Below are 26,551 nucleotides of genomic sequence, written 5' to 3'. Positions count from 1 at the left end.
GTCAGGCCTGCCCGACCGCCCTATCCTGCCCGGCCAGATTGCTCAGTATGGGGCAATCCGGGCGATTATCACCCGAGCAGCAATGAACGAGGTGGCGGAGCGTATCCGCCATCTCCTGGAGTTCGGAGATGCGCGTTTCCAGAGCTTGAACGTGTTCGGTCGCGATCTGTTTAACGTCGGCACTCGCGCGCGTCCTGTCGTGCCAAAGCGCCAGCAACGCCGACGTTTCTTCCATCGAAAATCCCAGATTTCGTGCTCGCTTGATGAAGCGCAGCGTATGCACGTCGTTCGTTCCATAGACGCGGTAATTGCTATGGGTGCGATCGGCCTCGGAGATGAGTCCGATCGACTCATAGTAGCGGATCATCTTAGCTGAGACGCCTGAGGCTTTAGCGGCCTCCCCGATGTTCATCATTCCTGTCCTCCTCTTTCCGCGAGGGGCGGCACATATCCCTTGAGCCGCAGGGCGTTCGCCAGCACGCAAACGCTCGATAGCGCCATGGCTCCGGCTGCGAGTGCCGGCGAAAGCAGAATACCGAAGGGCGGATAGAGCACGCCCGCCGCCACCGGGATGAGCAGCATGTTATATCCGAACGCCCAGACAAGATTTTGGCGAATATTGCGCAAGGTAGCGCGGGAGATGGCGATCGCCTGAACGGTGCCGCGCATGTCGCCGCCCACCAGCACCACATCAGCGCTTTCGATGGCGACATCGGTTCCCGTCCCGACCGCGATCCCAACATCGGCTTCTGCAAGCGCTGGCGCGTCGTTGATCCCGTCTCCTACAAAAGCGAGCATCCCTTCGCTCTTGAGGCTCTTGATGGCGTCCACCTTGCCGGCGGGAAGGACCTCAGCCACCACGGTGTCGATGCCGAGGCGGCGCGCGATGGCATCGGCCGTTCGCCGGTTGTCGCCGGTTATCATCGTCACCTTTAGACCCATCGCGTGGAAATGGTCTATCGCCTCCCGGCTCGTCGGCTTGATTGGATCGGAGACGGCGATGACAGCGGCGATCCTACCATCGATGGCGGCAAGCACGGGGGTCTTGCCTTCTTCGCCAAGGGCCGCAACTGTCGGCACAAACCCCGATGTGTCATAGCCCAAGCCGGTCATGAACCGGTCGGTTCCGATCTCGATCTTTTTACCGGCGACTGTCGCGACTACGCCCGAACCGGCGACCGTATCGAACTGTTGTGCGCTTTCCAGCGCCAAGCCGCGGGCCTTCGCCGCAGCAACGATCGACTCTCCAATCGGGTGTTCCGAACCGACCTCGGCGGCCGCGACGAGCGCCAGCGTTTCGGCTTCATCCCACCCGTCGGCAACGATGAAATCGGTCATTTCCGGTGCGCCTTTGGTCAGCGTACCGGTTTTGTCCAACGCGACAACGCCGACATCGCGCAGCCGCTGCAACGCCTCGCCTTTGCGGAACAGGACGCCAAATTCGGCCGCCCTCCCCGTCCCGACCATGATTGAAGTCGGCGTCGCAAGCCCCATCGCACACGGACACGCAATGATGAGTACGGCGACGGCATTTATAAGTCCAAACGTATGCGCCGGTTCGGGGCCAAAGATTGCCCAGACGCCGAAGGTCAGGACCGAGATGGCGATCACGACTGGAACGAACCATGCCGTAACCTGATCGACCAGCGCCTGAATGGGCAGCTTACTGCCCTGTGCCGCTTCGACCAGCCGGATGATCTGGGCCAGCATCGTATCGCCCCCGATGCGGGTTGCGCGAAAGCGGAAACTGCCGGTCTTGTTGATCGTGCCGCCGATAACCGAGTCCCCTGCTGCCTTGGCAACCGGCACCGGCTCACCCGAGATCATCGATTCATCGACATAGGATGCACCCTCGGTCACCTTTCCGTCGACGGCGATTTTCTCGCCTGGTCGGATGATGATGATGTCATCGAGTCTTACCTGATCGATGGGTACATCCACCGTTTCGCCGCCGCGCTCCACGCGTGCGGTTTTGGCCTGCAGGCCGATCAGTCGCCTGACGGCTTCGTTGGTCCGGCCCTTTGCCCTTGCTTCGAGCAGCCTGCCGACGAGGATCAGCGCGACTATAACGGCGGCGGCCTCGAAGTAGATATTGCGCGCGGAAGCGGGCAACAGGTGCGGCGCAAAGGTGACGACGCTTGAATAGAGCCAGGCGGCGCTTGTTCCGATCGCCACCAGCGAATTCATGTCGGGAGCGCCCCGGATAAGTGCGGGGAAGCCTTTGACATAAAACCGGCGCCCCGGACCGAACATGACGATACTGGCCAGGACAAAGTAGCCGACATACAGCCACTGCATCGAAACAATGCCCATAAGCCAATGATGTAGAGGCGGATAAAGATGCCCGCCCATTTCAAGAACGAAGAGCGGGATCGTCAGCAGCCCGGCAATCAGAACGTCGCGCTTGAGCTCATCGCTTTCCTTTTCCTTGGCATCCTGGCGCAATGCTCCGGTCCGCCCTGAAAGCCGGCGCGGCGTATAGCCCGCCCTGGTTATCGCGGCTTCCACGTCGGCCAGCCCAGCGTCTCCCTGGACCAATGCGATCGTGGCGCGCTCGGAAACGAGATTGACCGATGCCGAAACGACGCCGGGCACAGCGGAAATCGCGTTCTCGACACGCTTGACGCAGGACGCACACGACATGCCCTCGATGCCGATCTCGACATGCGAGACGGAAAGATCATAGCCCGCTTCCCGCACCGCCTGCTCCAGCGCAGTGGGATCGAATTCGCCGTCGGTTTCGACGCTCAGCGTGTCGCTGGCGTAATTGGCCGTTGCGTGCAAGACGCCCGGCACCTTAGCGGCAGCCCCTTCAACCCGCTTTACACAAGAAGCGCAGCTCATTCCTCGGACCGGGAAGATCAGCGGCGTGCGTTTGGGCTCCAAATCCAGTTCACTCATGGGCGTATCCTCATTGTGAACGCAATGTAGAGGTTCCCATCATGGGAAGGTCAAGGGCTCATCTTTTATTGCCTTACCCCTTGATCTGGCGAAAAAATCGCCCTTCAATCATTCTTTGCGAGTCTATTCACACAATTTCGCCGACGAAGCCCCCTTTCGTCGCCTTTTGACGTCTGGAATATCCCTTGATCACGCTCAAGGCTGGCCGCGATCGTGCTCGCGGCGATGCGAGAAGCCATATTGCGGCTGCCCATAGCGGGAAAGGCCGCGTTCCGCTCGTCCGTTTGACGCTCTTTTCCCTGCGCCACTACTGGCAGGCGACCATTGCCATAGGTGCGACTGTTATTGCCGCATTGCTGCAATTGACGATACCGCGTCTGCTTGGCGAAGCGATCGACCGGGCGCAGAATATACTCTCGGTTACCACGGAAGGGGCTGAACAGGCGCTATGGTGGAGCGCGCTCACCTTGCTCGCCGTCTCGATCGGGCGCGGTATCTTCACGCTATTACAAAACTATTTCGCGGAATCGGTCGGTCACCATGTCGGCTACGAGTTGCGCCTGGCCTTTTACGACAAGGTGCAGCGGCTTCCCTATTCCTATCACGACAAGGTACATTCGGGTGACCTCATCACCGTCGGCCTGCTCGATCTCGAAGGCCTTCGCATCTTTTTCTCGACGGGTCTCATCCGGGTTGTTCTGCTGTCGGTCCTGCTTGGATTTGGCGCCTGGCTTTTGATTTCCACCGACCTCTTGCTGGGCCTGCTTTCGCTGAGCTTCGCCCCCTTTGTCGCCTGGCGCTCTTCGTCTGCGCAGCTCGCTCTGCGCAAGACCTGGCTGATTCTTCAGGACAAGCTTTCCGCCCTCACCAGAGTCATGGACGAGAACCTGGGCGGCATCCGTGTCGTGCGCGCCTTTTCGGGGCAGAAACACGAACTCGAAAAATTTGACGCGGCGTCCCGCGACGCGCTCGAATTGGCGCATGAGCGAGTCGGCATCAGGGTGCGCAATACCTCGGTCATGACATTCTCCTTCTTTATCGCGATGGGCCTCGTGCTGTGGGCCGGCGGCACCAAGGTCATCGCCGGCGAGATGACCGTGGGCACACTTGCCTCGTTCCTCACCTTCATGACGATCCTGCAAATGCCAGTGCGTCAGTTGGGGCTGATGGTCAATTCCTTTGCCCGCGCCTCGATCTGTGGCGATCGCTTCTTTTCGGTGCTCGACCTGCCTGTCGAAATTGAAGACAGGCCCGATGCCAAGCCACTTGAGGTAACGAAGGGCACGCTCCGCTTCGAGAATGTCCACTTTGCCTATGGCGGCGCGAAACATTCCACTTTGAGCGGGGTCAGTTTCGAGGCTCGTGCTGGTCAGACGATTGGAATCGTCGGTGCGCCGGGAAGCGGGAAATCCACTATCGCCCATCTTGTTCCTCGGCTCTATGACGTAACGGCGGGCCGGATCACTATCGACGGCCAGGACATCCGTGATGTCACACTGGACTCGCTGAGGCGCGCCGTAGCCGTGGTGCAGCAGGATACTTTCCTGTTCACCACCACCATTGAAAACAACATCGCTTATGGCGACCCCTGGGCCAAGGAAACCCGCATCGAGCGGGCAGCGGAAAGCGCGCAGCTTCATAACTACATCGCGGGCCTTCCGGCCGACTACGATACGGTTGTGGGCGAGCGGGGGGTTTCGCTTTCAGGCGGCCAGCGCCAGAGGTTGGCCATCGCGCGCAGCCTCTTGCTCAAGCCAGCCATCATGATCTTCGACGACTCGACGGCCGCAATCGATGCGGGCACCGAACACCGCATCCGCAGAGCTATCAGGCGTTATGCAGAAGATCGCGTCACCATCATCATCTCGCACCGTTTGAGTTCACTCATGCACGCGGACAAGATTCTGTTCCTCGAGTGTGGATGCGTCACGGAGGAAGGTAATCACGAAACCCTCCTCGCGTTGGGAGGGCGGTACAGGGCGCTCTATGATCTGCAGACCCGTCCTCCGGAAGTGCTGGAACTTGGAGGTGCGGCCCAATGAAGACGACAAATCCCGACGAAGAACAAATGGCCAGCGCCTATTCCACCCAGCGCCGCCCGCCGCACGCAACCGTAGGCAGCCACACAATCGAGGAAGAAGTCTTCGGCAAGGCCTATGACCCCCGGACGGTCCGCCGGATCTGGAAGTTCGTGCACCCCTACCGGCGCCGGATATACATTTCCATCGCTGCGGTACTCGCCTTCACCGTGACCCAACTCGCGATTCCGCTAATCATCGGCTACGCCATCGACAGCGGCATGGTGGAAGGGGGCAACCTTACTAATCTCGGCTGGGCCATTGCGGCCTTCGCCGCCATGGTACTGCTCAATTACGGAGCCTCCTACCTGCAGGAAATCCAGGTCGGCCACGTCGCGGAAAACGTCCTGTTCGACATGCGCCGGGCCATGTTCGCTCGCCTTCAGGCCGTGTCGCTGAGTTTCATGGACAAGACCGAGGTGGGGCGGCTAATGAGCCGGCTTCAAGGCGACGTCAACTCCATGCAGGAATTCCTCGAAACGTCCATCGTTTCGGTGGGTGACGCAGTGCTTCTCGTTGGCATCGTCGTCGTGCTGCTTAGCCTTGATTGGGGACTGGGGCTGCTCACGCTATCCACCATGCCGGCCCTGTTCGTCGTCCGCCTGTTCTGGCTGCCGCGTGCAAAGCGGGCCTTCTGGAAGGCGCACGAAACCAATTCGCTCACCAATGGAGCGATGGCCGAGGGCATCAACGGGGTGCGGACCATCCAGAACCTAGACCGCCAGCAGGTCAATCTCGACCTTTACGACGACCGCGCTTATCACAATCTCAGGACCCAACTCACCGGCTCCAAATATGCCCAGGTGATGGTGCCCATCGTCGATACACTGACCGGGATTGCGATGGCGACGGTGATCGTCGCTGGCGGATCGCTGGTGCTCAATGGAAGCCTGCAGGTCGGTATCGTCGTCGCCTTCCTCTTTTACATTCAGAGGTTCTTTGATCCCATACGTTCGCTGACCATGCAGTACTCGATCATGCAGCGCGCCATGACGTCAGGGCGGCGCATTATCGAAGTGCTGGATCTGCCTGTCGCTATAGACGACAAGCCGGACGCCGTTGCGCTCACTGCCGATATGGATGGCTCGGTCGAGTTCCGCGATGTCGTATTCGGATACGACCCCAATCGTCCCGTGCTCAAAAACGTCTCGTTCCGGGTCAATCCGGGGGAAACGGTGGCCATCGTCGGACCGACGGGTTCAGGCAAGACGAGCGCGATGGCGCTGGTACACCGGTTTTACGAAGTACAATCGGGTGCCGTTCTGGTGGGGGGCCATGATGTGCGCGAAGTCACCCAGGAATCGCTCGGCCGGCAGGTGGCAATGGTCTTGCAGGAGCCGTTTCTGTTTACCGGCTCGGTTCTGGAGAACATTCGCTACAATTCTGAAAGGGCCCATCGTGATGATGTCGTTGCCGCGGCTAAAGCCGTCGGCGCGCACGAATTTATCGAGCGACTGCCGCAAGGCTACGACACAATTCTCGAACAGCGCGGCTCGAATCTTTCGCTTGGTCAGCGACAGCTTCTGAGCTTTGCCCGCGCGCTAGTTGCGGACGCGAAAATCCTCGTATTGGACGAGGCGACCGCCAGTATCGACTCCTATACAGAGCGGGAAATACAGAAGGCGCTCGAAACACTGCTCAAGGGCCGCACGGGGATGGTCATTGCGCATCGTCTCGCCACCATCCGCGGTGCGGATCGCATTATCGTCCTCCAGAACGGCGAACTGATCGAAGAGGGGAACCACGACCAACTGATGGAAAAAGGCGGGCTCTATGCCAAGCTCTACAACATGAACTACGCCAGCTTTGACGACATTCCCGACGAGATGCTCGAAAATATCAACGCTGGAGCGGCGCGAACCTGAGACCTACCCTCGCCAGAAGCGAGGAACGAACAGGATCAGTACGGTGAACAGTTCCAGCCGTCCGAGCAGCATTGCAAGGCTCAGGAGCCATTTCGCGGCATCGGGCAGCGTTCCGAAGTTGCCGGCAGGGCCGATAATTTCACCCAATCCGGGGCCTACGTTCGCCAGCGCAGTTACTGCCCCACTGGCACTTGTGAGGAAATCGAGCCCCAGTGCCATCAGCGCGATTGTGAACACCGCATAGCAGAGGAAAAACACGGCGAAGAACGCCACGACGGAACCGATGACCTCATCGCCGACCGGGCGCTCGCCGTAGTAGCTGCGGAAAACACCGCGCGGATACAGCAAGCGCATGAAATGCGCCTTGAGCATCAATGCCATGACTTCGAAGCGGAAGATCTTGATCCCGCCGGATGTCGAACCAGTGCAGCCGCCGATAAACGTCAAGCCGAAGAACAGGCCAATGGCAAAATTGCCCCAAAGGCCATAATCCGCCGTGGCGTAACCCGTCGTGGTTACGACCGACACCACATTGAATGCGGCGTGCCGGAAGGCTGGCTCGGGATCGTATTGCCCGGACAAGGTCAGCCAAAGGCCTAGCGCCAGGATAACAACGGCGAGAAAGGCGACCAGCGTGCGGACCTGCTGATCCCACAGCGCCCTACCCTCTCCCGCGATCAGGCGGACGTAAAGCACGAAGGGAATAGCTCCTGAGAGCATGAACAAGGTCGCGAACCACTGAATGCCGTTCTCTTCCCAATTGCCAAACGAGGAGTCCGAGGTGGAATAACCGCCGGTGGCGATCGACGTCAGCGCGTGGGCTACAGCATCGAAGAGCCGCATGCCGGCCGCCCAGTAGACGATTGCGGCGAGGACGGTAAGCCCGAGGTAGACGAGAACGATGCTCGCGGCGATCTGCCTGACCCGGGGCATGGCTTTTTCCGAGCGGTCCGAGGATTCGGTCCGGAACAGCTGCATACCGCCGATGCCGAGAGCGGGAAGAATGGCGATGGCCGTCCCGATAATCCCGATGCCACCCATCCATTGCAGCAACGCGCGCCAGAGCAACATGCCTGGCGGCGCTCCGTCGAGCCCGCTCAGGACCGTGGAGCCCGTGGTCGTAATGCCCGAAACCGATTCAAAGACCGAATCGACGATGGATCGGCTGACAATCCCGTATTCGGAGAAATAGAACGGCAATGCCCCTACGGCGGCGACACTGAACCAGCTCAAAGGTGTCAGCAAAAAGGCTTGGCGCAACGTCAGCCCAACCTTGAGCGATTTGCGCCCGTAGCGGACCAGCAATCCGCCTATGACCGCCGCCAGCATGGCAGCTGACGCAAACGCCTGCCAATCGGGGTTGCGGTAGTAAATGTCCACGAGCATCGGGAAGACCATCATGGCGGCGGCGGTCAGGAGTACCAGCCCCACGAGGTAGAGCACCGGCTTCAGCCCCGGTGCGACGGTGGATTTAACACCTACGCTTCTGGCGCGGGCGGGCATCATCCCAGATGTGTCCTTTCGGCGCCCAACAGCGCCTCGGCTAGCCGCAGGTAACTGTAGGTCACCATAGCCACGACATGATCTCCCTGCTCAAGCTGAGTGCTGGGCTCGGGGATGAAAACCCTGCCCTGCCTGACGACTGCACCGATCTTCATGCCCTGGGGTAGGCCCAGTTGGTCGAGCGGGCGCCGCAACATGCGAGAGCCTTCGGTAATTTCGGCCTCGATGACCTCGCCGAAATCTTCGCGCAAGGTGTAGAGCGCGGCAATCGGCCCGCGGCGGATATGGCGTAATACAGTGGAGATGGTCACCGCACTTGGATTGACCACAGCGTCGATCCCCAACGTGGGGATAAGGCTTTCATACGAACTCTTGTTGACGAGCGTAATGGCACGCTTGCAGCCCGCCTGCTTGGCAAGCACCGAAGCGAAAATGTTGGTCTCGTCGTCATTGGTTACGGCAACGATGGTTTCCGCCAGTCCAGCCTGCGCCTCCTCAAGTAGCGCGCGGTCCAGCGCATCGCCCTGAAGGACGACGGCGGCGCCGCCCAATTCGCCCGAGACATATTCTGCACGCTGGCGATCGCGTTCGATAATCTTGATGTCGATGCCCGGAGATGCCTTGCGGGCCTTTCGCACGAGATGAAGCCCGACGTTGCCCGCCCCCACCATCACCAGCCGCCGCGCCACGCGTTCTCGATGCCCGAAGGCCATCATCACCTGATCCACCATGTCGGCGCGCGCGATGACGTAAACGTCGTCGCCAACCTCGACCCTGTCGTTATCGTCAGGGACAAAGAACCGACCCTTTCGGATAACGGCCACAATGGACACACCGTCGAGCTCGTCGCTACGCGAAATGTCCATCAAGCGCTCGCCGACAACGGCGCAGCGGTTGGATTCGACGTGAATGCCGAGCAGTTCCACCTCGCCATTGGCCATCGGGACCATATCGAACGCACCCGGCGTGCGCAGGCGGCGGGAGATGCCTTCGGCGATTTCGATTTCGGGCGAGATAATGACGTCGATCGGCAAATGCTCGGCCGCGTACAGCCCCGTCTTGTCTTGTGACAGATAACCGGCGTGCCGCAGGCGCGCTATGCGGCGTTTGACGCCGAACAGCGAATAGGCCACCTGACAGGCCACCATATTCACTTCGTCGGACCGCGTGACGGCAATCAGCATGTCCGCGTCCTTGGCACCAGCCTTGCGCAGCGTTGCCGGATGAGAGGCATACCCAACGATACCCCGCACGTCATAGCTCTCATCGACCCGGCGAACCTGGTCCTGATCGTTATCGATGACGGTGACGTTAACGCCTTCGGTCGCGAGATGTCGGGCAATAGTGGTGCCGACCTGGCCGGCCCCGCAAACGACAACTCTCATTTCTCGGTCTCCGAGCAATGCGATACGGGCGCGGTTACTACCGCGCCTGCCCCCATAAGCCAAGCCCAAAGCGCAATGCTGTGCAAAAATACGCTGGACACGTCTCACAAAAAACGTTCATTCTAGTATTGCGACGGGCCGGTCGCGGCGCGTGGTTCGCGCAGAAAATCAACAACTTCCGGTATCGCGCTGTCCTTATCTGTGGGAGTAAGTGCAGATGTATTCAGCCCGGCTTCTGGTCGAACGCGGGTCGGTCAATTTCCAGTCCCAGGATTGGGGCGACTATACTTTTCTCTCCGCACCCTCCCCGGGTGACCGGATCGCGTGCGATTATGACGGTGCCACGCATTTCCTCACGGTCATCAGCGTGCACCACAAACCGGTGAGCGTCGAAGCACATGCAAAGGGCACTGCTCCAAGCGCGGAAGTCGTCGCCAAGTGGACCAGTTCCGAGTGACCGGTCGGCTGTAGGGCGGTGGCTCACGAGGTGATTTTGGCGTTGCGGCCATAGACGAGCAGCATCCCCACGATCACAGTCCCATAGATGATTTGCCGTCCTGCCTCGGGCATTTGCATGATCGATAGGACCGAGTTGAGCAATACGATCAGGATAACGCCGACGACGGTCCCAGTCAGTCGCCCACTCCCGCCCAGAATGCGCGTCCCGCCGATGACGACCGCGGCGATGGATGGCAACAGATAGGCGTTACCCATGCCCTGATAGGCCCGGGTCGAATATCCGGCAAGCAGCATCCCGGCGGCGGCGGCGCACAGGCCGCAGACGACGAAGGATCCGACGATCACCCAGCGCGTGCGGATTCCCGAAAGGTAAGCAGCCGCTTCCTTGTTGCCGGTCGCATAGATGGCACGACCGAACGCCGTGCGTTGCAGGACCACGCCGATGATCAGAGCAATTGCGGCCCAGACGAACAGGGCATTGGGAATGCCCAATACGCGGCCCGAAGCGAGCCAACGCATCAACTCGGTCGCTTCGGTCTGTGGCGCGTAGCCTCCGGTATGAGCAACCATCAGCCCGCGCAAGACCGTATCCACGCCGAGCGTGAAGATCATTGACGGTATGCGCAGGTAAGCGACGCCAAAACCGTTGAACAACCCGACGAGCAACCCGATGGCGAGCCCGGTGGGAATGGCCGCAGGCCCGCCCACCGAGGTCGCCATCATGGCCGCCGCCGCCATTGTCCAGGGAATGGAAAGATCGATATGCCCGAGCAGGATGACCATCATCATCCCGATTGCCGCGATGCCCAGAAAGGCGCCAATCTGCAACTGTGTCATGAGGTAATTGGGAGTGAGCAGCGGCGCGGTCCCCATTACCGTCATGGTGTAGGCGGTGCCTGCGAGAAGGATGATCACCACGAAACCGCCGGCGATGAGAATTGGAAAATCATCCGGTTTGATGCGATTAATGATCGCGTTCATCGTTCCCTCCCCTTATCGGAACAGCTCGAGGCGGTTCTTGACGCGCAGGGCGCGCACCGCCCCAAGGCTCACCGCGAGCAACAGGACAATACCTTCGACCAGCGGCTGGAGTAGCGGATCGATGGCCAGAATCCGGAAATAGAAGGAAATGACGCGCAGGATGAGTGCTCCGATCAAGGCACCAATGGCCGACCCGATGCCTCCCAGCAGCGAGACACCGCCAAGAACCACCGAGGCAATCGAATTGAGCGTATAGGCGCCTGCCTGCGGAATGTCGGCGTTGCCGGTCGACGTCTGGATGGCCAGATAAAGACCCCCGCAGCCTGCAAAGAAGCCAGCCAGCGTGAAGGCGGCGATCTTGGCGCGCGCTATCGGCAGGCCCGACATGTAAGCCGCGCCTTCCGCCGAACCAATCGCATACAGCGTCCGGCCCGTAACGGTACGCCGGAACGGCACCCAGACCAGAGCCGCCACGCCAAAAAGGATGATCAACGGGACTGGTACCCAGGCGACAGGCTGGAACCAATCCGCCCTCCCCCCGTCTGCCAGTCCATAGACATCAGCAAATTCGCGGAGAGAGTTGGTCAGTGCCCAGTTGAGATCGCCATCCACGCGCCCACCAGGTGACGGCCGGACGAGTAGGGCGAAACCCATGGCGATAGCGCCAGTGGCGAGCGTTACGATAATGGGCTGCAAACGGCCCAAGACGATGACGAGGCCATTGAAAAAGCCGAATGCCGTGCCCGTCAGTACGGTCACGACCATGCCGAAGACGATCTGTTCCGGGCTGCCATGGAGCAACCCGGAGGCGATACAGGCGGTTAGGGTCATGACGGCACCAACCGATAGGTCGAGTCCCCCGATCAGCACCGGGATTGCCTGTGCCATCGCGACGAAGGCCAGCGCTACGGATTCATTGGCATTGGCGACGAGGACGTTGGTCGAGAACCCGCGCGGATGCAGAACATGATAGAAAAAGTAGATGATGCAGAACATCGCCAGCGCGCCATAAAAACCGCGGTTCTGGCGGATGGAAACGCCAAGGGTGGCAAACAGGCTCCTCATACGCCTGACTCCGCATATATAGCCGCCGTCCGGGCGGTAGAAATGTTGAGCGAGGCCGCGATGATCGCTTCCTCGGTTATGGCCTCTCCCTGGAGCTCGGCGACGATGCGCCCGCCATACATGACGGCAACCCGGTCGCAGCAGCCAATGAGTTCGGCGTAGTCAGTCGAATAGAAAAGGATCGCGTTGCCGGCGTCGGCGAGGTCGCGCATCAAGCGGTAGATCTCCTGCTTGGTGCCGACATCGATGCCGCGCGTAGGATCATTGAGGAGAATCAGTTCAGGGTCAGTCATCAACCATTTGGCGATCACCACCTTCTGCTGGTTGCCGCCCGAGAGCGTCGCAACGGCGGCGTCGGGACTTCCGGCCTTGATCCGCAACTTCTCGATACCTGCGGCAACCGCGGCTTTCGCCTTCTGGGGATCGATGAACGGGCCCCGTGAAACCCGGCTGAAGGATGCGGCCAGCAGATTGTCCGTGATCGACATTGGCAGCATCAGACCTTCGGTTTTGCGATCCTCGGGAACCAGGGCAATACGACGTGCAGAGGATTTGGCCTCAGCCGGCGACAGCGTAAGCGCATTATTACCGCCAATACTCGCGCTCCCCTTCACGCCACGCAGGCAGCCGAATAGGGCGAGCAAAAGCTCCTTCTGCCCCTGGCCGTCCAGCCCTCCGAGACCGACGATCTCCCCACGTCCAACAGCCAGATCGACGCCGTTCAGCCGGTTCTCCCAGGCAAGATTCGAGACGATCAGATGCGCCGGGCGTGCAACGGGCTCGGGCTTGGGTGGAAACTGGTGCTCAACTTCGCGACCGATCATCAACTTGACGATATCGTCCTGCGTACGCTCTCCCCTGTCGAAAGTTTCGATATGCTTGCCGTTGCGGAAGACGGACAGTCGGTCGCAGAGAGCTTCGACCTCATGCATGCGGTGCGAGATGAACAGCATACCCACGCCTTCATCCCGCAATTCGCCAAGAACGCGATAGACGGTCTCGACGTCCCGCGCGGTCAGTGCAGAGGTCGCTTCATCGAGGATGAGCAATTTTGGATTCTTGCCAAGCGCCTTGGCGATTTCGACCATCTGTCGGCGGGACAAGGAAAGCTCGCGCACCAGCATCCGTGGGTCTACATCCTCGCAATTGATGCGTGCCAGCAGCTCCTCGGCGCGCCGGTTCTGGGCGCCCCTGTCGATCAGGCCCATCCGGCGCGGTGGGTCGGAAATCGAGATATTGTCCGCCACGGACAGGTCGGGCATCAGGGAAAGTTCCTGGAAAACGCAGACAATTCCCTCGCTCACCGCCTCGGAAGGACCGGAAAAGCTGCACGCCCTGCCTTCGACCCGCAATGTACCCTCGGTGGGGCTTACGACGCCCGCCATAACCTTGATCAAGGTGGATTTGCCTGCGCCGTTTTCGCCGAGCACGGCATGGATCGAGCCGCGCCGACAGGCGAAGTCGACACCCTCGAGTGCCCGGACTCCCGCGTAGAATTTGGAAACGCCATTCAACTCGACAAATGGGTGTTCGTATAAACTGGTATTCATTTGCGTCCCGCAGTTCCGATGGCGGCACAGTTTCCACGCCCGGGATCATCCCCGTTCGGCAAGAAACTTGGATATTGCGGCGCCGGCAAAAACCGGCGCCGCATTACTGAGCTCAGGAATCGGCTTCAGTCTGGGCCATGATCGAGGGCCCGGAGATATTCACGCCACAGGGCGCAAATTCATTGGTGGTGAAGAAATTGTCGGGCAGATTCGACCAGTAATTCACCCCATCTTCCAGTTCGTCGTAACGAGCCATCGGCAGGGGAATCGCGATCAGGTTCGGCATGACATTGCCTTCCAACGCCGCAATCGCCGCCTTTATCGCAACGGCAACCATACCTGGCGATTGGCCGATGGAGAGCCCTTTGAGGCCGTCGTCGGCGTGCGTAGCCACGAGCTTACGGAAGCCATTCTCCGATTCACCGGCAACGGGCACGAAGGGGTGGCCTGCATCAATCAGCGCCTGAACGGCACCGGTGGTTCCACCCTGTACCAGAAGGGCGTCGAAATGGCCGTGAACGGCGATAGCGTCAGCAGTCACCCGTTGCGCGGTGCCGTCGTCCCAATTGCCGACGACCTGGATGACTTCCCAGTCACCGCCCGATTCATCGAGCACCTGGTGGATGCCGATCGAGCGGTCACGATCGACCGAGTTGCCGGCAAGCCCACGGACCTCCAATAGACGGCCAGAAGTCTTTCCTTGTGCGGCGAGTTCGTCGACGACGAACTGAGCCCAAGTCCGGCCCATTTCGATCTGGTTCTCGTTGATCTGCATCACGGCACCGGTGTCGAGCACGTTGTCGAACGGCACGAGCACCACATCGTTCTGATCTGCCAGGCGGATCACACGGTCAAAGCCTTCCGGCGCGACGGCAATGGTCACGATGGCATCGAATCCCTGGTTGATGAAGTCCTCGATTGCACCGAGTTGGGCCGGAGCGTCGGTGCCCGTGGACACAACACGGAATTCGGAGACCTTTTCGCCGATATCCTGCTCGGCAACAGCAGCCTTTGCCGTCTGCACCATCTGGATGCGCCAGGTGTTACCGACGAAGCCGTTGACAAGAGCAATGCGGAATGGACCTTCGCGCGCCGGCCACTGGAAATAGCTGACATCGTCGTCCCAAGGTGCAAAGCAGGCGGGATCATGGCCAGGACCCGAGACGATCTCAGGGCCGGCATATGTCATGGATGTAGATGCCATCAAAGCCGAGACAGCGATGATAGCGGTACCAATGCGTATCATAACAGTTCCTCCCATTGTTTTGGCTTATCGCCAAAGGACAACCGATCCTCCGACGGCCGTCCTCCCACGTTGACGCACGACCCCAACTCCCTACCCGGGTCCGGCGCCCTCCTTGAAAAGAGCAAGGCCCGCTTCGAGGTGCCTGCTCATTTCAAACTTGAACGCGATCCTGTTCCGCACCTCCAGTGCGTCGATGATCGCTCCATGTTCGACAAAGCTCTCCCAACCCTGTTTCCTTTTGGCGATGCCATTTTCCATAATCTTGAGCATCACCGGCTTCATGATGCGATAGACATCCTTGAGCTGGCGGTTATCGAGAATGCTGATGAGGTAGTAGTGAAAAGCGAAGTCGCCCTCCGCGGCCTGACGCGTTTCTCTTGCGGCCGCCATGACCTCGTTAAGGCGGCGCAGTTCGGCAATATCGGCAGGCTCAGCCTTTTCGAACAACTGATCCACAGCGCCAACTTCCACGAGAGTGCGGAATCCTTGGGTGTCGAGAAACGTCTCGCGGCTTAGTTCCAGCGTATTGAAGGAATAAAGCTCAAACACCGCATCCATACGCCGATCGATGATGATAGCCCCGATCTTGGGCTTCACATCCACCACGCCGTAGGCCTTCAGGATGCGCATGGCCTCGCGTACCGTGTTCCGGGATGAGGCAAACATCTCACAGAGCTCGCGTTCGGACGGCAGCGCGTCGCCGACGCTGAGATTGCGTTTGTCGATGAGTGACTTGATGCCGTCGACCACCGTCTCCACTGCAGAATCAGCCAAGTACGCGCGCCTATCCGAAGGCTCCCCGCCATCTTCATTTCGCAATGCGCTTCCGGCGGCCGACATTTCGAGCGTATCCCGCGCTTATTTGTTGGACCAGCAGACGCTAATTGAGCGATGATACCGCTGTCAATTGGATTTTCCAAGCGCAACCGTCAATTGTGGCAGTGTTTATGCCTAACTGGTCCTACCAACCAGCTACAGTGAGTTGGCCTCGTGCAAATACACTGCAGGGGAAGGATGCCCCGGCATGGGCGCCCTTCGCTGGATGCCACCACGTCAAATTTCTGGCAACGCAGTGCCGGGATAGAAACAAAATGTATACCAAATGGACTGGAGGTGAGCTTCTAGGAAAAGTCAGTTTAACCAGATACTCAAAGAGGTAGGATTGACATGTCTGGCGACGAAGCTGACAGATTGATATTTGCAGACAATGTATTTATGTATACATTCTGTGGGGAGAGGTCGGGAGTTCTGCGATGCCGCGCATGGCGGAACGCCCGAAAATATGCCTAACTGCAGCATAGGAACCCTTAAGGGCGAAGCAGCGGGGCGGTAGGGAGGAACAGGTAATGAACGTAGCGTTTCGCAATATCGCGGCGCCGAAAGCACCGGAACGGTTCTTTATCGGTGGCAAGTGGGTTGAGCCGATCTCCGTCCAGCAGCTCAAAGTCGTCTCCCCGGTTACCGAAGAGCTCGTCATCAGTTATCCCGAAGCGGGTAGAGCGGATATCGACCGCGCCGTTGCCGCAGCGCGCGATGCGTTCGACAATGGACCTTGGCCAAGCATGTCGCCTTCCGAGCGCGCGCGCTATTTGCGCAAGGTCGCCGAATATCTCTCCGAACGGCTCGAGGACATCGCCCAAGCATGGACGCTTCAGGTTGGCGCGCCGATCATGCTTACAAAAAAGCTCGTCGGCCAGAACCCCACGCTGTTCAATTATTATGCCGATCTCATCGAATCCTTCCCCTTCGTGGATGAGCGCAAGCGCGACGATGGCGGGCGCGTCCGAGTTGCCAAGGAGCCGGTGGGCGTTTGTGCGGCGATTTCGCCCTGGAATGCACCGATGGTGCTTCTGAGCTATAAGGTTTCCGCGGCGCTTGCCGCAGGCTGCACCGTCGTAGCCAAACCTTCGCCCGAAACGCCCCTCGAAGCCTATATACTTGCCGAGTGTATCGAAAAGGCCGGGCTGCCAGCGGGCGTTTTCAACCTCGTCCCAGCCGATCGAGAAGGCGGCGAATACCTCGTCAGCCATAAATCCATCGACAAGGTTGCCTTTACCGGTTCAACGGCAGCGGGCAAGGCCATCGCGAAGATCTGCGCCGATAGGCTGGCCCGCGTCAGCCTCGAACTGGGAGGGAAGTCCGCCGCAATCCTGCTCGACGATGCCGATTTCAAGGCGGCCCTGCCCAGCCTCATGGTCTATACAATGCCCATCACCGGCCAAGTTTGCTTCTCGCTCACCCGAATTCTGGTGCCCGAAACCCGCAAGCAGGAGTTTCTCGATCTCTATGTGGGCGCGGTCAGGAACATCAGGGTGGGCGACCCGTTCGATCCCGATACCCAGATGGGGCCTCTTTCAATGGCCCGCCAGCGGGCCCGCGTTGAAAGCTATATCGCCGCCGGCCGCGCGGAAGGGGCAATGGTCGCATGCGGCGGCGGTCGCCCTGCCGGGCTGGAGCGCGGCTATTATGTCGAACCGACAGTGTTCACAGATGTCACGCCGCACATGAAGATCGTTCAGGAGGAGATCTTCGGACCAGTCGTTTCCGTGCTGACCTATTCGGACGAAGACGACGCCATCGCCAAGGCCAACAATTCGCCCTACGGGCTCTCGGGTGCAGTCTACACGACCAATCCCGAGCGCGGCTATGCTGTCGCGCGCCGGATGCGGACGGGAAGCGTCACGATTAACGGCATGATCGTTGATCCGAAGCACCCGTTCGGCGGCTACAAGCAGTCCGGCATGGGACGTGAGGGCGGTCCGGAAGGCCTCGAGAACTATCTCGAGACAAAGACTATTCACTACGCTTGAGCGGCAATTGCCGGAAGACCGCTGCCGACCAGGCAGCGAAAAGAACATATGCCGGATGGGGCGGCAGGTGTAGATCATAAGAACCCTTGGGAGGATCCAGGCTATGAAAAGAAGAACCTTGTTCGCAACGGCGGTGTGCGCTGCCGGGTTATTGGTTGCCCCCGGCGCGTTCGCGCAGGACGTGCTCAGAATCGGCGCCAGTGCGCCCAAGACCGGGCCACTTGGTGGCGGTGGCGCCGTGACCCATTGGCCAAACATCCGGCTCTGGATGCACGAGATCAACGAGGCCGGCGGGCTGCAGGTCGGTGATCGTCGGATGACTATCGAGTTGATCGAATATGACGATCAGACCAACCCCGAAATTGCGATTCAGAACATCCAGCGCCTCGCAACCGTCGACAATGTCGACTTCATCGTCACGCCATACTCGACCGGCATCAACGTCGCCACCGCGCCGATGATTAATCAGCACGGCTATCCCCACATCACGACCAGCGCAGCGACCGATGGCGTCGTGGAATTCGCCCGGCGCTGGCCGAACTCGTTCTGGATGCTCGGCACGGCCAGCCAGTTGGGCGAGGGTGTGGTTCAGGCATTCTCGCAACTGCGCGATGCCGGCGATATCGGCGACAGGATCGCTCTTGTCTATGTCGGTGACGCATTCGGGCAGGAACTCGTGACCGCGGCGAAGCCCCAGCTTCTCGAAGCCGGTTTCGACATCGTTTACGAGGCGTCCTACCCGTTCGGTACCCAGGACGTGGCACCGATCGTTGCTGCTGCCAAGGCTGCCGAACCCGATGGCTTCATTGCTTTTTCCTATCCCGGCGATACCTTCGCGCTCACCGAGCAGGCCCAGATCCAGGGGCTTGAGGTCGGCGCGTTCTATACCGGTGTCGGCACGGCTTTCCCCGGATTCCGCGACCGCTTCGGTGATGCCTCAGAAGGCATCATGGGCATTGGCGGGGTCAACGCGGAAGATCCCAAGGTAGCGGACTACTTTGCGCGCCATCAGGAGATCGCCGGTTCAGAACCTGACTATTGGGCTAGCGCTACGACCTATGCCGGCCTCCAGGTCCTCGCTCAGGCTATCGAACAGACCGGATCGACCGACAAGGCCGCGGTGATCGAGACCATCAAGAACGGCACATTCGACACCGTTATCGGCACCATCGACTTCATCGATAACGTCAACCCCAATGTCTGGACCGTTGGCCAGTGGCGCGACGGCAAGTTCGTCGCGGTAGCGGCCGATGGTATTTCGGTTGGCGCCGATCCGGTCGTCAAGCCGGCCTGGTAGTCCTGGTACTTGGCGCGCCTGCTTCCAGGGTAGGCGCGCCCGCTGCCTTTATAAAACCTTCCGTTGCGAGTGCGGGCGCGGCGGAGCGGTTCGATGGTAGAATGAGTTCATGACCCAAATTCTAGTCACCGGCATCTTGCTGAGCGGCACATACGCCTTGATTGCCCTGGGGCTGACCCTGCAATACGGCGTCGCCCGCATCATGAACCTGGCAAATGGGGAAACCCTAGTTGCCGGTTGTTTCATCGCGATGTGGCTATTCGCGACCCTCACGATTAATCCAGTCGTCGGCCTGCTCATCATTGCGCCGGCGGCCTTCGCGGCCAACTGGGGTATTTACCGGGTCGCGCTCGAGCCGCTCGTCAAACGCGCCAAGAGCCGAGGACAGTTGGAGGTCGACTCGATTCTGGCGACTTTCGGTCTGTTGTTCCTTTTCCAGGGCATCATGCTGCTTACCTTCGGCGGAGAATATTTCAACTACACATTTCTCGCCCAGCGCTTTGAAATCCTGGGCTCGGGCTATGGTCTCAATCGGGTCGTAGCGTTCGCTGCCGCCGTGGCTATCGCCGTTGCGCTTTACTTTTTCCTCTATCGGACGCGCCACGGCACCGCCATGCGCGCCGTGGCAGTTGATCCGAAATCGGCCAATCTCGTCGCCATCGACGTTGCGCGCACGGCCGCAATTGCGTTTGCGCTAGGGGGTGCGTTGACGGCCTGCGGCGGCGCATTGCTCTCAACGTTTTACACCTTCAATGCCTCAATGGGTGTGGTGTTCACCATGAAGGCGCTGATTATCGTCATTATGGGCGGGGTGGGTGACGTGCGCGGCGCGGTGCTGGCGGCGTTGATCCTCGGCGTTGCGGAAACCGCCGTCGCCAGCTTGATCGATCCGAGCCTGACGCTGGCCGCCACCTACACGCTCTTTATCGTGGTTCTTCTCTTCCGCCCGCAGGGCATGTTTGGGAGGCAGACCACATGACGCGCCTCTCGCAAAAGGAAATCGCCATCGGCGTTGCCGCCATTCTCTTTCTCGCACTAGCGGCAATGTTGCCTTTCGTCGATCAGGGTTATTACCTCTCCCTTGCGGTAAACATCACGCTTTACGCCGCGCTCTGCACGGCCTGGACCCTCTTTTCCGGGCCGACCCATTATGTTTCGCTGGCGACAGCCGCGTTCTTCGGTCTCGGCACGTACGCCGTGGCGCTCTGGGTGGACGTGCTCCCCTTCCCGCTTCTCGTTGGGTTCGGAGCAGTTGCCGCAGGCGCATTGGCGGCGCTCGTGGGCGTTGCTACGCTTCGCCTCTCGGGGGTCTATTTCGTGATCTTCACGCTCGGCCTTGCAGAACTTGTGCGCCAGATCGTCACTTGGGCCCAGGGCAAATTCACGACCCGGATGGGGCTGTATGTATTCACCGACTTGCGGGAAATGCACATCTACTGGATGCTGCTCGCGCTTACGGCGCTGGTGTTCCTCACGGGTTGGCTCATCAACCGCTCGCGCCTCGGTTTTGCCATGCGCATCATCGGCGACGACGAAACGGTGGCGCGCCACTCGGGCATCGATACCGCCAAAGCCAAGATTGCCCTGTTCGTCATTTCCGGCGCCTTCATCGGCATCGCCGGTGCCATATGCGCGCCGCGTTACGGCTACATCCAGGCGACTACGGCTTTCAATCCCATGACTTCGTTCCTTGTCGTCATCATGGCTCTTCTCGGTGGCACCAAACGGCTTTGGGGTCCGATCGTCGGGGTAATCCCCTTCGTGATCCTCATGGACTTCATCACAGTCCGGTTCTCAAACTACATGCCGATCGCCATGGGTCTTTCCTTCCTGGCCATTGTCTTTCTTCTCCCGCAGGGAGTCACTGGACGCCTCGAGCAGGTTTGGAACAGGCTCCAATCGCGCCGCACCGCCAAGCCCGCTGCGGAGAAGGCAGCATGAGCGCGGTTATCTTAGGCGTCCACGCCGCACGCAAGGCCTTCGGCGGCCTCGTTGCCGTCAATGATGTTAGCTTTGAGGTCAGGCAAGGCGAATTGCTGGGGCTCATCGGTCCGAACGGCTCCGGCAAGACCACGATGCTCAATCTCATCTCCGGTGCGCTCAAACCCACTACGGGCGAAATCGCGTTGGAGGGGGAACGCATTTCGGGCCTTTCCGCTCACAGGATTGCCCGCAAGGGCGTGGCGCGGACCTTCCAACTCGTGCGTGTCCTGCCCTCGATGAGTGCTGCCCAGAACGTCATGGCGGGGGCCGTCTTTGGTCGTCGACGGCTTTGGGGCGAGGCGGCCTTGCATCTCTCCCACGAGTTGCTTGAGCGGGTAGGCCTGAAGGGTCGAGGCGACATGCCCGTCGGCGCCATGACCTATATCGACCAGAAACGGGTAGAGCTTGCGCGGGCACTCGCCTCGGACCCTCGGGTCCTGCTGCTTGACGAATGGCTGGCGGGGCTTAATCCGAGCGAGCTCAAGATCGGCATCGCGTTGATCGAGCAGGTGAACCGCGAGGGCCGTACCATCATCATGGTGGAGCACGTCATGGACGCCATTCGTTCGCTATGCGGGCGGTGCGTCGTCATGTCGAGCGGCGTCAAGATCGCCGAAGGCGGCGTCGACGAGACCTTGTCGAACCCCGAAGTCATACGCGCCTACCTCGGGGACGACGATGCTTGAGGTCAAGAATCTCTCGGTTACCTACGGGTTCCATCGCGCCCTGGAGGCGATCGACCTCTCCGTCGAGAAAGGCGAGATATGCGTCATTCTCGGCGCCAACGGCGCTGGCAAATCCTCGCTGCTCAAGGCTATCGCGGGGATGGAACGGGCCGATCCCGGCAGCGAGATCGTGATGAATGGAATGTCCATCACAAAGCTCAAGCCGCACAAGATCGTGGAGGCCGGCATTGCCCTCGTCCCCGAGGGGCGCGGGATTTTCGGTGACCTGACGGTCGCCGAAAACCTCCAGCTTGGCGCGTTCGCTGCCCGCGCGCGCGGCGAGGAAGCGACGACGCTGCGTCGGATCTATGAACTCTTCCCGCGCCTTGCCGAGCGCAAGCGGCAGATCGCACGCACGATGTCGGGCGGCGAGCAGCAGATGGTCGCCATCGGCCGCGCGCTGATGTCCAAGCCGCATATCCTGATGCTCGACGAGCCTTCCCTCGGTCTTTCCCCTCTTCTGAGCCTTGAGCTCTTTCGTTCTCTGGGTGAAGTTGCAAAGAGCGGCGTCGGCATTCTTCTCGTTGAACAGAACGCCAAGCAGAGCCTCAAGATCGCCAGGCGCGGATACCTTATCGAGAACGGCCACGTGGTTGGGGAAGGCACGGCCGATGCGCTGGCCGACGATCCTGCGGTCATCAGTGCCTATCTTGGCGGCGGCGGTGGCAGGACGCCCGTCAAGCCCACCGTCACCCTGCCTCCGCCGTTTCGCCTCCCCGGTTCGCTTTCCGGGATCGGCAGATCGGTCCCCGCGCTCGGTGCCCGGGCCGGAGATATTCAGAAGGCCCATATTCGCGCACTCAGGCGCAGCAGCGCCCTGCCCTCGGCCTTTGTCGGGCGCTACGATCCCAAAGCCGGGCCTGATCCATGGGAGGACATCGCAATGGTACCCCGGGAAACGTTTCCCTCCAGCCCGCCCGCCGTCGGTGCTGATGTACGGAACCTGGCTGGGCGCACCGACGCCATGGTGCGGCAGGCGACCGACCGGCTCGCGGCGCATATCCGCTCCCTGCGCCTCTCGCAGCGCCAGCCCAGCGCCTTTGCCCAGGCCCGCCAGCAGAAAGCGCCGCCGCCGGCGACAACCGCGCCTTCCAGCCGGACAACCGATTCAACCATCGAGTCGCCCATCGATCTGGCGCGCCGGGCCAGCGAGAGGATGAGCGCTCATATCGCAAAAATGCGCATGTCGGCGGCCCTGCCCAGCGCTTTTGCCGAAGCAAAGTCGCACCGCGAGATTTCCAGCGCCGCAGAAGTTACGCCTCCCCCCGACCAGACCGGTCGCCACGGGCAAATTGGCCACAATAGCGCGGCGTTCGGAATCGAAAACGAGCCCGAGCAGGACGCAGCCAAGGATTCGGCCAGCGGCTTGTCCATCGCCGATATCGTTGCGCGTGCGGCTGCCATCCATGCCGCGCACATAGCGCGCCAACGCAAGGCAGTTTCGGCTTTTCCTTCCGCGGAAGAGCGACACCGCCTCAAGGCTTTCAAGATGCCGGCCCTTGCGGCCGCCCCTTACGAGAACCACGACAACCCTGACCCCGACGGGCAGGAAATAGACAAGGAGACCTGAAAATGGCCCGCTCTTTCGGAGGCATGTATATCGGCGGCAATTGGACCGCTGCGAGCAAGACCTTCAAGGACCTTAATCCGGCGGACGGCTCGGTTTGGGCGGAAGTGCCCGATGCCGGTCGCAGCGAAACCGCTGCGGCCATCGAAGCCGCACACGCCGCCTTCCCGGAGTGGTCTCAGCTCCCCTTCTCCAAGCGCGCCCATGTGTTGCACAAGGCCGCAGAGGTCTGGGAAAAACGCAGGATGGACATCGTCGATGCCATTCAGGCCGAAGGTGGCGGATGGTTCGGCAAGGGCATGTTCGAAACGGGCTATGTGACCGAGGTCTTCCACGCCGCCGCTGCCTCGGTGTGGCAATCGACCGGCGAGGTGCTGCCATCCGAATACGGCAAGGTCTCCATGGCCGTCCGCCGCCCGATGGGCGTCGTGTCCGTCATCAGCCCGTGGAACTTCCCCTGCATTCTCTCGGCCCGTGGTTTCCTGTTCCCGCTAGCCGCGGGGAACACGATCGTCCTGAAACCCTCGGAGGAAACACCGTATCTGGGCGGGCTGCTGTTTGCCGAAGTCTTCGAGGAAGCCGGGCTGCCCAAGGGCGTATTCAACGTCGTCACCTGTTCGCGTGAAAACGTTGCCGAAGTCGGCGACGAACTGATCGAGCATCCTTACGTCAAGGGCATTTCCTTTACCGGCTCGACCCCTGTGGGCCGCCAGATCGCCGCCAAGGCCGGGGCGCATTTGAAAAAATGCTGCGTGGAACTCGGCGGCAAGGACTCGCTCATCGTCCTTGAGGACGCGGACATGGAGCGTGCAACACAAGCGGCAAATTTCGGTTCGTTCATGCATCAAGGCCAGATCTGCATGTCAGTCGAAAAAGTTCTCGTCCACGAAAAGATTTACGACGATTTCCTCAAGCGATTTGTCGAACGCGCGTCCAAGCTCAAGGTTGGCGATCCAACCAAAAGCAAGGAGAACATCATCGGCCCGCTCATCAACGACAAGCAGGCTGGCAAGGTGCGCGAGCAGTTGGAGGACGCAGTCGCCAAGGGCGCCAAAGTGGTGCTGGGCGGTAAGATCGACGGGCGCTTCGTCGAGCCGACCATTCTCACCGGCGTCACCCCCGACATGAAGCTCTATCAGGACGAGACATTCGGGCCGGTCGTGCCGGTCATCCCGTTCCGCACGGACGACGAGGCAATCCAGATTGCCAACGACACCGAGTACGGGCTTTCCGCGGGCGTGATGACGCGCGACGAAGGCCGCGGGCTGGCCATCGTCAACCGGCTTGATACAGGCAACTGCCACATCAACTGCTCCTCGGTGAACGACGAGCCGCATGTTCCGTTCGGTGGTTTCAAGGCCTCGGGCGTCGGCAAGCATGGCGGGCGCTGGTCGCTGGAGACGTTCACCGAAACCCGCTGGATCACGCTGGATCGCGGCGGACGTCCCTACCCGCCCGTGTTCTGATCCGACATACGATTACTCGTCGCAAGCCTTATGGGCGCGGTCATCCCGCGCCCATTGCTTTTCAAGCAGCGCACTTCGCGGCAGTGTGCTGTGCGTTTCCATCCCCGGGAGGGAAAAATGCCTTGCACTACCGGCATGATCCGGGCTACCACCCCGCTCGGAGAGGTGGCCGAGTGGTCGAAGGCGCGCCCCTGCTAAGGGCGTAGGCGGGTAACTGTCTCGAGGGTTCGAATCCCTTCCTCTCCGCCATTCTATTCAGTTATGTTGCTGATTTTGAAAGCTATTGGTCCAAGCGACCCGATGGGTATGCACTTCTGTGTGCATTTGCCAGATGAGTTCGTGAAAGATGACTGAAAGCAGTTTCAGCTCGCAAAATCGGGGCAGAATCGGGGGCCGATTCCGGACCGGCGGGTTTCGGGGAGGAAATGGCAAAGCTGACGTTCCGCAGTCGACGCAATCTTTGCCGTTCAAGGCAGATCCATAAATCCCGGAAGCGACCGGAATGGGCGTATCAGAAAATTGACTGGATCTAGGTCGTTGGCTGGCCGGCGTCATACTTTGCGCTGGCTGCATCCATTTGTTCGCCGAATTCCAGCGCCCAACGGAAAAGTGCCTGGAATGGAGGACCCAGCGACAACGCCAATGGCGTGATGGCATATTCCACGCCGATTGGTTTGGTCGGCAGTATCGTCCTAGTGACGAGACCATTTCGTTCCAGCCGCTTCAACGCATCGGACAATGCCTTGTGCGTGATGCCATCCAGGCTCCGCTTGATCTCATTGAACCGCATTGGGCGCCCACTAATCACGGTGACGATAAGTATCGTCCATTTGTCGGCAATTCTTTCAAGAGTGGGCCGCACCAGTTTCAGGTTGGGCGCAGTGCAAGCTATGCCGGAGGACCAGTCAGTATAGTCAACCATATCTGCGCTACCTTAAGTGCGTTCTTGATAGCAGATTTATTGCGTATATCTAGATGGCCATCAATAGTTCGCTAAAGGAGCGCCGAATGATGATGGATAAGATCGCCCTTGTGGTAGGGGGAACCAGAGGAATAGGTTTCGCGGTGGCCGAAAAGCTCATCTCCGAAGGGGCCAAGGTGTTCCTGACGGGACGGAGCCAGGAATAGGTGAATGAGGCTGTTGTCCGGCTAGAGCGTCACCCGAGCTGAATGAATCGGTGCGGGTTCCCAAATCAACGCGTTTCTGATTCATCATGTCTGCCGGATGAGGAGGCCGGTGGACATGTCTAAAGCTCTCTCGCTCGACCTTCGCAGAAGTGTTTTCGCCGCCGGGCCAGCGGGCTCAGCCATCGCCAGGCAGTTGAACGCTTTGGTGTCAGCGCTGCGAGTGTCAGCCGCTGGAGGACGCGTGAGCGCGATCAGGGAGCGCCTCGTCCCAAGGCGCTGGGCGGTGATCTTCGATCCGGACGCATCGACGCCTGTAAGGTTTTGATCCTACCGCTGCTGGAGGAGGCGCCCGACATTACGATCAAGGAGTTGCGGCAAGCTCTGAGCGCGCGTGGTCACCGCTTCGGATTCGGCACGATTCAACGCTTCTTCGTGCGTCACGCCATCACTCGAAAAAAAAGACGCTCCACGCATCCGAACAAGACCGGCCAGACATCCTGAAACAGCGCCAGGAGTGGTTCGAGGGGCAGCTTGATCTTGAT

At 60.1% G+C, this 26,551-nt stretch carries 20 protein-coding genes, 1 tRNA gene and 2 pseudogenes; 13 read left to right on the top strand and 10 right to left on the bottom strand.

Annotated elements, in window-relative coordinates; all coding sequences use genetic code 11:
- Nucleotide 1: 1 nt before the first annotated feature.
- A complete protein-coding gene (gene cueR, locus I2G20_RS03080; RefSeq protein WP_196258782.1) occupies nt 2-412 on the bottom strand; it encodes a Cu(I)-responsive transcriptional regulator in 411 nt (136 codons plus the stop codon).
- The gene (locus tag I2G20_RS03075) at nt 412-2,901 is read right to left on the bottom strand and encodes a heavy metal translocating P-type ATPase (protein ID WP_196258235.1); all 2,490 of its coding nucleotides are present in this window, start codon (nt 2,899-2,901) and stop codon (nt 412-414) included. Before I2G20_RS03075 ends, cueR begins: the two co-directional genes overlap by 1 nt.
- A gap of 188 nt (nt 2,902-3,089) precedes the next feature.
- On the opposite strand from I2G20_RS03075, the gene I2G20_RS03070 reads away from it, so the two are divergent.
- Nucleotides 3,090-4,943: an ABC transporter ATP-binding protein gene (locus I2G20_RS03070; RefSeq protein ID WP_425502621.1), complete on the top strand. Its 1,854-nt coding sequence runs from the start codon at nt 3,090-3,092 to the stop codon at nt 4,941-4,943.
- The gene (locus I2G20_RS03065; protein WP_196258233.1) at nt 4,940-6,844 is read left to right on the top strand and encodes an ABC transporter ATP-binding protein; all 1,905 of its coding nucleotides are present in this window, start codon (nt 4,940-4,942) and stop codon (nt 6,842-6,844) included. The genes I2G20_RS03070 and I2G20_RS03065 overlap by 4 nt, the downstream gene beginning before the upstream one ends.
- Before the next feature lie 3 nt (nt 6,845-6,847).
- Here I2G20_RS03065 and I2G20_RS03060 read toward each other — a convergent pair whose 3' ends face one another.
- Nucleotides 6,848-8,350: a TrkH family potassium uptake protein gene (locus I2G20_RS03060; RefSeq protein ID WP_246472821.1), complete on the bottom strand. Its 1,503-nt coding sequence runs from the start codon at nt 8,348-8,350 to the stop codon at nt 6,848-6,850.
- A complete protein-coding gene (gene trkA / locus I2G20_RS03055) occupies nt 8,347-9,732 on the bottom strand; it encodes a Trk system potassium transporter TrkA (RefSeq protein ID WP_196258232.1) in 1,386 nt (461 codons plus the stop codon). Before trkA ends, I2G20_RS03060 begins: the two co-directional genes overlap by 4 nt.
- Before the next feature lie 217 nt (nt 9,733-9,949).
- On the opposite strand from trkA, the gene I2G20_RS03050 reads away from it, so the two are divergent.
- On the top strand, nt 9,950-10,189 hold the full coding sequence (locus I2G20_RS03050; RefSeq protein ID WP_196258231.1) for a hypothetical protein: 240 nt from the start codon (nt 9,950-9,952) through the stop codon (nt 10,187-10,189).
- A gap of 23 nt (nt 10,190-10,212) precedes the next feature.
- Here the strand turns inward: I2G20_RS03050 and I2G20_RS03045 are convergent, their stop codons facing one another.
- The 5 genes from I2G20_RS03045 to I2G20_RS03025 form a co-directional block, all read right to left on the bottom strand.
- Nucleotides 10,213-11,172 carry an ABC transporter permease gene (locus tag I2G20_RS03045; RefSeq protein ID WP_196258230.1) on the bottom strand — a complete coding sequence of 320 codons (960 nt, stop codon included), beginning with the start codon at nt 11,170-11,172 and terminating at the stop codon, nt 10,213-10,215.
- A gap of 12 nt (nt 11,173-11,184) precedes the next feature.
- Nucleotides 11,185-12,237 carry an ABC transporter permease gene (locus tag I2G20_RS03040; protein WP_196258229.1) on the bottom strand — a complete coding sequence of 351 codons (1,053 nt, stop codon included), beginning with the start codon at nt 12,235-12,237 and terminating at the stop codon, nt 11,185-11,187.
- Entirely contained in the window at nt 12,234-13,787 is a 1,554-nt protein-coding gene (locus I2G20_RS03035; RefSeq protein ID WP_196258228.1) for a sugar ABC transporter ATP-binding protein, read from the bottom strand. The genes I2G20_RS03040 and I2G20_RS03035 overlap by 4 nt, the downstream gene beginning before the upstream one ends.
- Before the next feature lie 112 nt (nt 13,788-13,899).
- Complete coding sequence (locus I2G20_RS03030; protein WP_196258227.1) at nt 13,900-15,033, bottom strand: substrate-binding domain-containing protein; 1,134 nt, start codon at nt 15,031-15,033, stop codon at nt 13,900-13,902.
- A 90-nt stretch (nt 15,034-15,123) separates the two neighbouring features.
- On the bottom strand, nt 15,124-15,807 hold the full coding sequence (locus I2G20_RS03025) for a FadR/GntR family transcriptional regulator (RefSeq protein WP_246472819.1): 684 nt from the start codon (nt 15,805-15,807) through the stop codon (nt 15,124-15,126).
- Between the two features lie 572 nt (nt 15,808-16,379).
- Between I2G20_RS03025 and I2G20_RS03020 the strand changes: the two genes are divergently transcribed.
- The 8 genes and pseudogenes from I2G20_RS03020 to I2G20_RS02985 all read left to right on the top strand — a co-directional run bounded on the left by I2G20_RS03020 (nt 16,380) and on the right by I2G20_RS02985 (nt 25,130).
- A complete protein-coding gene (locus I2G20_RS03020; RefSeq protein ID WP_196258225.1) occupies nt 16,380-17,843 on the top strand; it encodes an aldehyde dehydrogenase in 1,464 nt (487 codons plus the stop codon).
- Nucleotides 17,844-17,946: 103 nt separating this feature from the next.
- Nucleotides 17,947-19,140: an amino acid ABC transporter substrate-binding protein gene (locus I2G20_RS03015; RefSeq protein ID WP_196258224.1), complete on the top strand. Its 1,194-nt coding sequence runs from the start codon at nt 17,947-17,949 to the stop codon at nt 19,138-19,140.
- A gap of 109 nt (nt 19,141-19,249) precedes the next feature.
- Nucleotides 19,250-20,119, top strand: coding sequence for a branched-chain amino acid ABC transporter permease (locus tag I2G20_RS03010; RefSeq protein WP_196258223.1), 870 nt, complete (start codon nt 19,250-19,252; stop codon nt 20,117-20,119).
- Entirely contained in the window at nt 20,116-21,081 is a 966-nt protein-coding gene (locus I2G20_RS03005; protein ID WP_196258222.1) for a branched-chain amino acid ABC transporter permease, read from the top strand. The genes I2G20_RS03010 and I2G20_RS03005 overlap by 4 nt, the downstream gene beginning before the upstream one ends.
- Nucleotides 21,078-21,809 (top strand): ABC transporter ATP-binding protein, encoded by a 732-nt coding sequence (locus I2G20_RS03000; RefSeq protein ID WP_196258221.1) that lies wholly within the window; start codon nt 21,078-21,080, stop codon nt 21,807-21,809. The genes I2G20_RS03005 and I2G20_RS03000 overlap by 4 nt, the downstream gene beginning before the upstream one ends.
- A pseudogene (locus tag I2G20_RS17200) lies at nt 21,802-22,506 on the top strand (ABC transporter ATP-binding protein); the annotation flags it as partial. The gene I2G20_RS03000 and the pseudogene I2G20_RS17200, both read left to right, overlap by 8 nt.
- 914 nt (nt 22,507-23,420) lie before the next feature.
- Nucleotides 23,421-24,881 (top strand): aldehyde dehydrogenase family protein, encoded by a 1,461-nt coding sequence (locus I2G20_RS02990; protein WP_246472817.1) that lies wholly within the window; start codon nt 23,421-23,423, stop codon nt 24,879-24,881.
- A 159-nt stretch (nt 24,882-25,040) separates the two neighbouring features.
- A tRNA-Ser gene (locus I2G20_RS02985) sits at nt 25,041-25,130 on the top strand.
- 280 nt (nt 25,131-25,410) lie between these two features.
- Here I2G20_RS02985 and I2G20_RS02980 read toward each other — a convergent pair.
- Nucleotides 25,411-25,803 (bottom strand): winged helix-turn-helix transcriptional regulator, encoded by a 393-nt coding sequence (locus tag I2G20_RS02980; RefSeq protein ID WP_196258219.1) that lies wholly within the window; start codon nt 25,801-25,803, stop codon nt 25,411-25,413.
- A gap of 86 nt (nt 25,804-25,889) precedes the next feature.
- Between I2G20_RS02980 and I2G20_RS02975 the strand changes: the two genes are divergently transcribed.
- A complete protein-coding gene (locus I2G20_RS02975; RefSeq protein WP_196258218.1) occupies nt 25,890-26,009 on the top strand; it encodes an SDR family NAD(P)-dependent oxidoreductase in 120 nt (39 codons plus the stop codon).
- Nucleotides 26,010-26,124: 115 nt separating this feature from the next.
- Nucleotides 26,125-26,551 (top strand): annotated as a pseudogene (locus I2G20_RS17195) (transposase); the annotation flags it as partial.

Source organism: Pelagibacterium limicola (genome assembly GCF_015694405.1).
In the GTDB taxonomy this organism is placed as follows: domain Bacteria; phylum Pseudomonadota; class Alphaproteobacteria; order Rhizobiales; family Devosiaceae; genus Pelagibacterium; species Pelagibacterium limicola.
The sequence above is the reverse complement of the archived record's forward strand: the minus strand, read 5'-3'. Positions and strand labels throughout refer to the sequence as shown.

What these genes read in the sequence shown, in the direction of transcription:
- cueR (WP_196258782.1), bottom strand. Translation starts at nt 412, where the DNA reads ATGAACATCGGGGAGGCCGCTAAAGCCTCAGGCGTCTCAGCTAAGATG.
- I2G20_RS03075 (WP_196258235.1), bottom strand. Translation starts at nt 2,901, where the DNA reads ATGAGTGAACTGGATTTGGAGCCCAAACGCACGCCGCTGATCTTCCCG.
- I2G20_RS03065 (WP_196258233.1), top strand. Translation starts at nt 4,940, where the DNA reads ATGAAGACGACAAATCCCGACGAAGAACAAATGGCCAGCGCCTATTCC.
- I2G20_RS03060 (WP_246472821.1), bottom strand. Translation starts at nt 8,350, where the DNA reads ATGATGCCCGCCCGCGCCAGAAGCGTAGGTGTTAAATCCACCGTCGCA.
- trkA (WP_196258232.1), bottom strand. Translation starts at nt 9,732, where the DNA reads ATGAGAGTTGTCGTTTGCGGGGCCGGCCAGGTCGGCACCACTATTGCC.
- I2G20_RS03050 (WP_196258231.1), top strand. Translation starts at nt 9,950, where the DNA reads ATGTATTCAGCCCGGCTTCTGGTCGAACGCGGGTCGGTCAATTTCCAG.
- I2G20_RS03045 (WP_196258230.1), bottom strand. Translation starts at nt 11,172, where the DNA reads ATGAACGCGATCATTAATCGCATCAAACCGGATGATTTTCCAATTCTC.
- I2G20_RS03040 (WP_196258229.1), bottom strand. Translation starts at nt 12,237, where the DNA reads ATGAGGAGCCTGTTTGCCACCCTTGGCGTTTCCATCCGCCAGAACCGC.
- I2G20_RS03035 (WP_196258228.1), bottom strand. Translation starts at nt 13,787, where the DNA reads ATGAATACCAGTTTATACGAACACCCATTTGTCGAGTTGAATGGCGTT.
- I2G20_RS03030 (WP_196258227.1), bottom strand. Translation starts at nt 15,033, where the DNA reads ATGATACGCATTGGTACCGCTATCATCGCTGTCTCGGCTTTGATGGCA.
- I2G20_RS03020 (WP_196258225.1), top strand. Translation starts at nt 16,380, where the DNA reads ATGAACGTAGCGTTTCGCAATATCGCGGCGCCGAAAGCACCGGAACGG.
- I2G20_RS03015 (WP_196258224.1), top strand. Translation starts at nt 17,947, where the DNA reads ATGAAAAGAAGAACCTTGTTCGCAACGGCGGTGTGCGCTGCCGGGTTA.
- I2G20_RS03010 (WP_196258223.1), top strand. Translation starts at nt 19,250, where the DNA reads ATGACCCAAATTCTAGTCACCGGCATCTTGCTGAGCGGCACATACGCC.
- I2G20_RS03005 (WP_196258222.1), top strand. Translation starts at nt 20,116, where the DNA reads ATGACGCGCCTCTCGCAAAAGGAAATCGCCATCGGCGTTGCCGCCATT.
- I2G20_RS03000 (WP_196258221.1), top strand. Translation starts at nt 21,078, where the DNA reads ATGAGCGCGGTTATCTTAGGCGTCCACGCCGCACGCAAGGCCTTCGGC.
- I2G20_RS02990 (WP_246472817.1), top strand. Translation starts at nt 23,421, where the DNA reads ATGGCCCGCTCTTTCGGAGGCATGTATATCGGCGGCAATTGGACCGCT.
- I2G20_RS02980 (WP_196258219.1), bottom strand. Translation starts at nt 25,803, where the DNA reads ATGGTTGACTATACTGACTGGTCCTCCGGCATAGCTTGCACTGCGCCC.
- I2G20_RS02975 (WP_196258218.1), top strand. Translation starts at nt 25,890, where the DNA reads ATGATGATGGATAAGATCGCCCTTGTGGTAGGGGGAACCAGAGGAATA.